This window comes from Photobacterium sanguinicancri (assembly GCF_002265265.1).
GTDB lineage: Bacteria > Pseudomonadota > Gammaproteobacteria > Enterobacterales > Vibrionaceae > Photobacterium > Photobacterium sanguinicancri.
In genome coordinates this window covers 1-7,850 of record NZ_NOIF01000212.1, presented here as the reverse complement: position 1 = coordinate 7,850, position 7,850 = coordinate 1, and the positions used below count along the sequence as shown (strand labels likewise).

Here is a 7,850-nt window from a genome sequence, read left to right as displayed (position 1 = left end):
ATTAAAATCTATAACCCATCCTTAAAATCAGCTAGAATTCGTACACTCATCGCGTGCTATTGTTCCGGAAAAAATGTTGTGAATATCGACGTTGCAGCTTTGCTTCACCAAAATGATATTTTGTTGCTCTTTGTTGTTCTTGCTGTTGGCTTAAGTGTCGGTAAAATCCGATTCGCTAACTTGCAATTAGGCAATTCTATTGGCGTTTTACTCGCCGCCCTTCTCCTCGGTAATGCAGGTTTCACCTTTAATACAGAAGCGCTAAATATCGGCTTTATGCTGTTTATTTTCTGCGTCGGTATTGAAGCGGGTCCTAACTTCTTCGGTATATTCTTCCGAGACGGAAAACACTACCTTCTATTAGCTCTGGTTGTATTGCTGACTTCCATCGCAATTACGATGACCATGGCTGAGCAACTCAACCTTGATATCGGTTTGGCAACAGGCCTAATGGCCGGTTCACTAACAGCCACTCCTGTGCTGGTAGGTGCTAAAGATGCGCTTAATGGCGGGTTGGCAGGCATAACGGATAGCACAGCTATTCAACAAATGGTTGATAGCCTCAGTGTCGGTTATGCAATGTCGTACCTTGTCGGTCTGGTTAGCTTAATTATGCTGGCAAAACTGATGCCGAAATTGCAAAAGCAAAACCTTGCAGAATCGTCACAACAGATCGCCAAAGAACGTGGCATTGGTGAAGTGGGCCAACGTAAAGTCTACTTACCTATTATTCGTGCTTACCGTGTTGGCCCTGAACTGATTAACTGGATTGATGGTAAAAACCTACGCGAATTGGGTATTTATCGTCAGACAGGTTGTTATATCGAACGTGTACGCCGAAATGGCATTCTAGCTAACCCTGATGGTGATGCTATTTTGCAAGAAGGGGATGAAATTGCACTAGTAGGCTACCCTGACAGCCACGCACGATTGGACCCAAGCTTCCGTAATGGTAAAGAAGTATTTGACCGTGACCTTCTCGATTTACGTATCGTTGAAGAAGAAATCGTGGTTAAAAATGACAATATCGCAGGTAAACGCTTATCTGATTTGAACTTGTCAGAATACGGCTGTTTCTTAAACCGTGTCGTACGTGCGCAAATCGAAATGCCAATGGATCATAATATCTTGCTTGATAAGGGCGATATTCTGCAGGTCAGCGGTGAGAAAAGTCGCGTATTGGGTTTAGCTGAACGCATCGGTTTTATCTCGATTCACAGCCAAATAGCCGACCTATTAGCTTTCTGTTGTTTCTTCATCATTGGTACGCTGATCGGTAGTATTACCATGACGTTTGGCCATATCACCTTTGGTTTAGGTAGTGCAGCAGGCTTATTGATTGCAGGGATCACCCTTGGTTTCCTACGTGCCAACCACCCTACCTTTGGTTATGTCCCACAAGGGGCGTTGAATATGACTAAAGACCTCGGGTTAATGGTTTTCATGGCTGGTATTGGCTTAAGCGCGGGTTCAAACTTATTTGACTCATTGTCTGAAATTGGCTTCGCTGTTTTTGCTACTAGTATCATGGTGAGTGTCATCCCAGTTGTGGTGGCATACCTGTTCGGTGCTTACGTACTAAAAATGAACCGCGCCCTCTTGTTTGGTGCCATCATTGGTGCTCGCACCTGTGCGCCAGCCATGGATATGATTAACGAACATGCGCGTAGTACAATTCCAGCATTGGGCTATGCCGGTACTTATGCAATTGCTAACGTTCTGTTGACCATTGCTGGTACGCTGATCATGATCCTGAGTTAACAGACTCTATTTTGAATAATTTAAAGCAGCTCTTTCTATAAGAGCTGCTTTTTTATTAACGGTATTATTTATCAAAGAATGAGTCGGCTTAAAGTCAGCCTCTATTCAGTCAAATTGGTTACACTCTACTGCTACGAACACAACCCATTTCACATGGTCACTTAAGCGTAAGTATGAACTTTTCGTTTATACCAATGAGCAACAAGTGGCAATTTAGACTTTATGTTCGGGCGCTGGATCAGAAAACCTTGAATTAATCACGATTTAACATCTTGATATTCGCAAGGTTCTCATCTATTCAGTATATTCAATGAAATATATTTATATCTGGGTACTCATATTATGCGAATTCTTATCGTCGAGGATGATTCAATCCTCAGTCATCACCTTAAATCCCAGCTTACCGAATTAGGTAATCAAGTTCAGTGTGCCGATACCGCAGAAGAAGGCTTATTCTTCGCGAAAAACTATCCGAACGATATCGCCATTGTGGATATTGGTTTACCTGATAGAGATGGTATTAGTTTAATCAAAGACATGCGTAAGCAAGGTTTGCGCCTACCAGTGTTGATCTTAACTGCACGCTCTAACTGGCAAGACAAAGTGACAGGCCTAGAAGCAGGCGCTGATGATTACTTAGTAAAACCATTCCAAAAAGAAGAAATGGTGGCACGTTTGAGTGCTCTCGTTCGCCGTAGTGCAGGTTTTGTTAAGCCAGAAATGTCAGCAGGACAAATTCGTGTGGATCTGCTTGCTAAGCAAGTTTTCATTGATGAAGGTCCACTCGAATTAACAGCCTTTGAATATGACTTACTTGAATACCTGATGCGCCATAGCCGCCAAGTTGTTTCTAAACAACGCTTATTGGATGTGCTATACGAAGATCAAGAAGGCGATCCAAATACCATTGAGGTCATGATCAGTCGTTTACGTAAAAAAATCGTCAAGGCAGGCCAAGAAAACCCGATCTCAACCATTCGTGGTCAAGGGTATATTTTTGAGCTACATGCTCAATGAGTAAGATTATTCAGCCACGATTGCGCCGCCGAGTACTCGTTACCTCGGTTGCCATTATCGTATTAATCACCTCTGCACTTGCAGGGGTGATCAACCAACTTTATACCCAAAGTTATATTGCCGCTTATTCATCTGACTTAGCCACACAAATGCCAATGGTGGTTGCTCAGCTAAATCGAGCTGGTCTTATTAAAGACGTGGATAAGTGGATTCAGTCCATCGACCCATCAGAAACAGACTATATGTCTGTGGTCTGTAATCAAAAATCTGAAACGGTTTGGTTATCAGATGATGCCAAAGATGCGAAGCTCATTAATATCTGTGAAGATGTGCCAGATGAACTGTTCGCCCCTAACCTCATTCAAAACAGTGAAGGCGTAAACTTCATTGTCTCTAACTTTGGTACAGAGCATAAAGAAGATGGTAATACGTTCCGCCTTGTCGTATTACGCTCTGGCGATGATTATGCCTCTGCTTTATCTCAGCTTCATAAGCGCACCACATTTTACCTCGGCCTATTTGTACTGATTGCCGTTGCCTTTTTGATTGCCGCATTCCATTGGAGCTTCCAACCGTTACGAAAACTGGCAAACCAGCTTGATCAAATGACGGAATCAAAGCGTGAAGCCTTAGATCAAGATTACCCAATGGAGCTGCAAGAAGTCACATCTGCGTTGAACCGTTTGATTCGTATTACGGAAGATCAAAAAGGACGGTATCGTCATGCAATGGATGATTTAGCACACAGTTTGAAAACCCGTTTAGCGGCAACGAATGCACTACTCGATGATAAAGAACTGACACGTTCCATGCTCAATCAACGCGTGATGGAGCAAATCAGCCAAATGGATGAATTGGTTCAATACCAACTAAAACGCGCGATGATGGGTCAACAGGGCCTACAAAAAGCAAAGACCGAGCTAAAACCCACGCTTGATAGTTTCCAACGTTTATTAAGCAAAGTTTACGGCGATAAAGACGTTAATCTTGTCTATAAGTTTAACCCCAAGATGAAGCTGCCGATCAACCGTAATGACTTGATGGAGTTGCTGGGTAACTTATTAGAAAATGCCTACCGTTTCTGTATTAGTACGGTACAGGTGAGCGTGAAAGAGCATGCAGATCACTACATCATTATTATTGAAGATGATGGCCCTGGTGTGAACGACCAGATGCGAGAAGCTATTTTCCAACGCGGTGTTCGTGCTGATCAGCTAAACCCGGGGCAAGGAATCGGTCTATCGGTTTGTCATGAATTAGTCGACAGTTACCAAGGCCGTATTCATGTTCAAAAATCATCATTGGAAGGCGCGGCATTTATTATTCGTTTGCCTAAACACTAGCGCTATAAGCATGAGCTAGGTACGCTTTAACACAGCCAATCACAGGCATAAAAAAACCGCCCTTCCATTTAATTTAGGGCGGTTTTTTCTTATCTCTAAATCGACAACAGGTTAGATGTCTTGAACATCGAACTCAACAAGCGTTGCAACATCAGCTTCGTAATCGATAGCATCGATACCAAAACCAAATAGCTTCAAGAAATCATCTTTGTATTCTTGGTAGTCAGCAACGTCAAATAGGTTTTCGTTCGTTACAGTAGACCATAGGTCACGACAGTGCTTTTGAATATCTTCACGTAGTTCCCAATCATCTAAACGTAAACGGTTCTCTGCATCCACTTCTGGTGCTGTACCATCTTCTTTGTATAGACGTTGTGTGAACATGCGGTAAATCTGTTCCATACACCCTTCGTGCACGCCTTCTTCACGCATTTTCTTGAATACCATTGCGATATACAGTGGCATAACAGGAATAGCAGAACTTGCTTGCGTTACTACACTCTTAAGCACAGCTACGTTTGCTGAACCACCAGCAATCGCTAGTTTGGCATTAAGTGCTGCCGCTGCGCGATCAAGGTCCATCTTCGCTTTACCCAATGCACCATGCCAGTAAATTGGCCAAGTGATTTCAGTACCGATGTAGCTGTAAGCAACAGTTTTACAACCGTCAGCTAGCACACCCGCTTCAGATAGTGCATTGATCCAAAGTTCCCAATCTTCGCCACCCATAACAGTCACGGTATCAGCAACTTCTTGCTCTGTAGCTGGTTCAATGCTCGCTTCAATTAATACGTCTTTATTGGTATCAACTGCCGTTGCTGTGTACGTCTCACCCATAGGTTTCAACGTAGAGCGAATCACTTCACCCGTATCTGGCATTTTACGTACTGGTGATGCTAACGAGTAAACCACCATATCAATCTGACCAAGATCTTCTTTGATCAAATCAATTGTTTTTTGTTTAGCTTCATGAGAGAAAGCATCGCCATTCAAGCTCTTAGAATAAAGACCTTCTTCTTTTGCTAGTTTGTCGAATGCTGCTGAGTTATACCAACCTGCTGTACCCGGCTTTTTCTCTGTACCCGCTTTTTCAAAGAACACACCAATCGTTGAAGCACCACCACCAAATGCTGCAGCAATACGTGATGATAGGCCGTAACCACTTGAAGAACCCACAACAAGTACACGCTTAGGTGCATTTACAATTGGGCCTTGTGCTTTAGTGTAAGCAATTTGTTCTTTGACGTTTTCTTCACAACCCACTGGGTGCGTTGTTGTACAAATAAATCCACGAATTCTAGGTTTGATGATCATCTTCAACTTCCCTTACATAATTGCTAGTAAGGATAAAAGGTTACTGACTTTTTCGCATTACATTTATAGTCGAAATGGCTAAAAACCACAGTGGTTGGAGGTGTTATCGCAGCAATTTCGCGCTTAAAACACCTTTCAACGCCTTAATATTAATGGCATGCACACTTCTTCGTACAGTTTACCATCAGGTTGAATTCTGTTTTTCAGCTATGGGGATTGTTTAAATTATCGCCTAATAACACGTATAGAAAAGCCGACTCATTGCTGAGTCGGCTTTTTCTTATCACGATACCGCGCTATTACATCGTCACAATCCGTTAAGTTAGAACTTAAAGTGGCTGATTTTTTCGCTAACCGCATTGGTATAGCGAGAGACCTTCGTACATTCTTCCTGAGAAAGTTGAGCCCCTTCTCCGATCTCTTCGGCGGCATCATTGATTGCGACAATGCTACGATTCACTTCCTCCGTAACGGCAGCTTGTTCCTCAGCAGCACTGGCAATTTGATGTGCCATGTCTTGGATCTTGCCGCTTTGTACGCTGACTTCATTTAAGGCTTTAACCGCATCTTCTGCATGAGACATACACAAGTTACTCAGCTCCCGATTCTTCTGCATCGTCGCTACCGCTTGCTTGCTGCTGCCACGTAAGCCATCAATCATAAGCTGGATCTCATCTGTTGAATCAGACGTTTTCGTGGCTAGATTACGGACTTCATCCGCCACTACAGCAAAACCTCGTCCCTGCCCACCAGCGCGAGCGGCTTCAATCGCAGCGTTCAGTGCCAACAAATTCGTTTGCTCTGAAATATTACGTATCACCTCTAAGATGCTGCCAATATCATTACTTTGTACTTCGAGTTGTTCAATCACTTCTGTTGCTTCAACAACGTTTTGTGCTAAGTCGCGTAGACCATTTGCGGTCGCTTCAACCACATCTTGCCCTTGATTAACCGAACTCTGGGTCGATGTCACTGCATCCGCAGTTTCTTGTGCATTATCAGATACACTGTGAGCCGTTGACGACATTTCATTGGTTGCCGTTACAACTTGTTCGATCTCTTGTCGCTGAGCCAGAATATTCGTTTGCCCCTGCGATGCTACAGCGGCGGTGGCAGACACACTTTCTGTCAATGAACCGACTGACCCTGCGATATCACTGACAATACCGCGTACGTCGCCAATAAAGGTATTTAGGTGCTTGGCAAGCTGACCTGTTTCATCCTTACGATCGATATCAATAAATTGAGTAAGATCGCCCCCTGATTGCGTTAGCGCTTTCACTCTTGTGACCAATACACTGATAGGCGCGACAATCGAGAGTGACACAAACCACATTAGAATAAGCCCCAGCAAGCCCGCGATGGAACCCACAACCATTTGTCCTGTTAGGTTATCTGAGTATCGGGTAATAACCGTATCAACAATGGCTTGTGCATTCGCAAGCGCAATATCTTCAGGTACGATGACAATAACTTGCCACTGTGTTTGCGTCCCACTTGTTTCGAATCCAGCGGTCGCTATCAGATCATTACCATTCACTATAGTTTCGCCAACTTGACGCGACATTAATAAGTTCTTCAGTGATGTTGCTGATAGTTTTTTACCAATATTAGAAGGTTCTGCACTATCAGCGCTAATCATTTCAGCACCGCTCAGAATAACTACCCGAGACTGGCCATCTAATAAATTAGATGAAGTCGATTTCGCTAATGATTGTAAAAATGCGAGTGAATAATCAACCCCAAACATGCCGAGGAATTCTCCGTCACGCAGAATAGGCGCGACAAATGAACTCATTAACGTCGAGACACCTTGAATCGTGTAGCTTGCAGGATCTATAACACATGCCCTTTTCTTTTCCATTGGGCATAGATACCACTCTGAATCACGTACTCCTGTCGCATTTAAGTTATGATTGTAATAAGGATAAGAAGCCTCTAATACAATATCACCTGATGGTGAACGGTTATAGTACGGGCTAAAAGAACCATTCGGTTGAGAGTATTTGTCATTAATATAATCACGAGCTTGCCCGTTGAATTTATCGAACTCCCATGCTGAATAAATACCAATGATATTTTCAGTATTATTGATAGTATTACCAAGAAGGTTAATTAACCCCTCTCTTGTCATTTCAGGGTCTTTGCCACTAAATGACTGAGCATAATTAGCCGATATATCAATTGCTTGATTGAAAATGATATTGATTTTTTGAGCCTCAACTTCAGCGGAGAGGCTAAGCTGTTCAATTAAAACACTTTCAGCGTCTGTTAAAATTAACTCATCTAATTCATGAAGTAGGCTTTTACCACTAAAGTGGCTATAACCCACCATCGCTAATGTAACGGTAAGTAAACTCGCGCCACCAAACAACATTATGTGTTGTTTAATACTAGAGAATTGCATATAAATCC

Annotated in this window: 5 protein-coding genes; 3 read left to right on the top strand and 2 right to left on the bottom strand. The window is 42.9% G+C overall.

What is annotated here, in order from left to right:
* Positions 1–78 precede the first annotated feature (78 nt).
* The 3 genes from ASV53_RS21290 (at position 79) to ASV53_RS21280 (ending at position 4,121) form a co-directional block, all read left to right on the top strand.
* Positions 79–1,761: an aspartate:alanine antiporter gene (locus ASV53_RS21290; RefSeq protein WP_094958578.1), complete on the top strand. Its 1,683-nt coding sequence runs from the start codon at positions 79–81 to the stop codon at positions 1,759–1,761.
* A gap of 342 nt (positions 1,762–2,103) precedes the next feature.
* Entirely contained in the window at positions 2,104–2,778 is a 675-nt protein-coding gene (locus ASV53_RS21285; protein WP_094958577.1) for a response regulator, read from the top strand.
* Entirely contained in the window at positions 2,775–4,121 is a 1,347-nt protein-coding gene (locus ASV53_RS21280; protein ID WP_094958576.1) for an ATP-binding protein, read from the top strand. Before ASV53_RS21285 ends, ASV53_RS21280 begins: the two co-directional genes overlap by 4 nt.
* Before the next feature lie 111 nt (positions 4,122–4,232).
* On the opposite strand, the gene fabV is transcribed toward ASV53_RS21280, so the two are convergent.
* Together fabV and ASV53_RS21270 are read right to left on the bottom strand one after the other, a co-directional pair.
* Positions 4,233–5,435 carry an enoyl-ACP reductase FabV gene (gene fabV, locus ASV53_RS21275; protein WP_094958575.1) on the bottom strand — a complete coding sequence of 401 codons (1,203 nt, stop codon included), beginning with the start codon at positions 5,433–5,435 and terminating at the stop codon, positions 4,233–4,235.
* A 322-nt stretch (positions 5,436–5,757) separates the two neighbouring features.
* A partial coding sequence (locus ASV53_RS21270) for a methyl-accepting chemotaxis protein (protein WP_239928878.1) occupies positions 5,758–7,850 on the bottom strand: 2,093 nt, incomplete at its 5' end.

Excerpts from the sequence above, each read along its gene's own strand:
- ASV53_RS21285 (WP_094958577.1), top strand. The coding sequence starts at position 2,104 with ATGCGAATTCTTATCGTCGAGGATGATTCAATCCTCAGTCATCACCTT.
- ASV53_RS21280 (WP_094958576.1), top strand. The coding sequence starts at position 2,775 with ATGAGTAAGATTATTCAGCCACGATTGCGCCGCCGAGTACTCGTTACC.
- fabV (WP_094958575.1), bottom strand. The coding sequence starts at position 5,435 with ATGATCATCAAACCTAGAATTCGTGGATTTATTTGTACAACAACGCAC.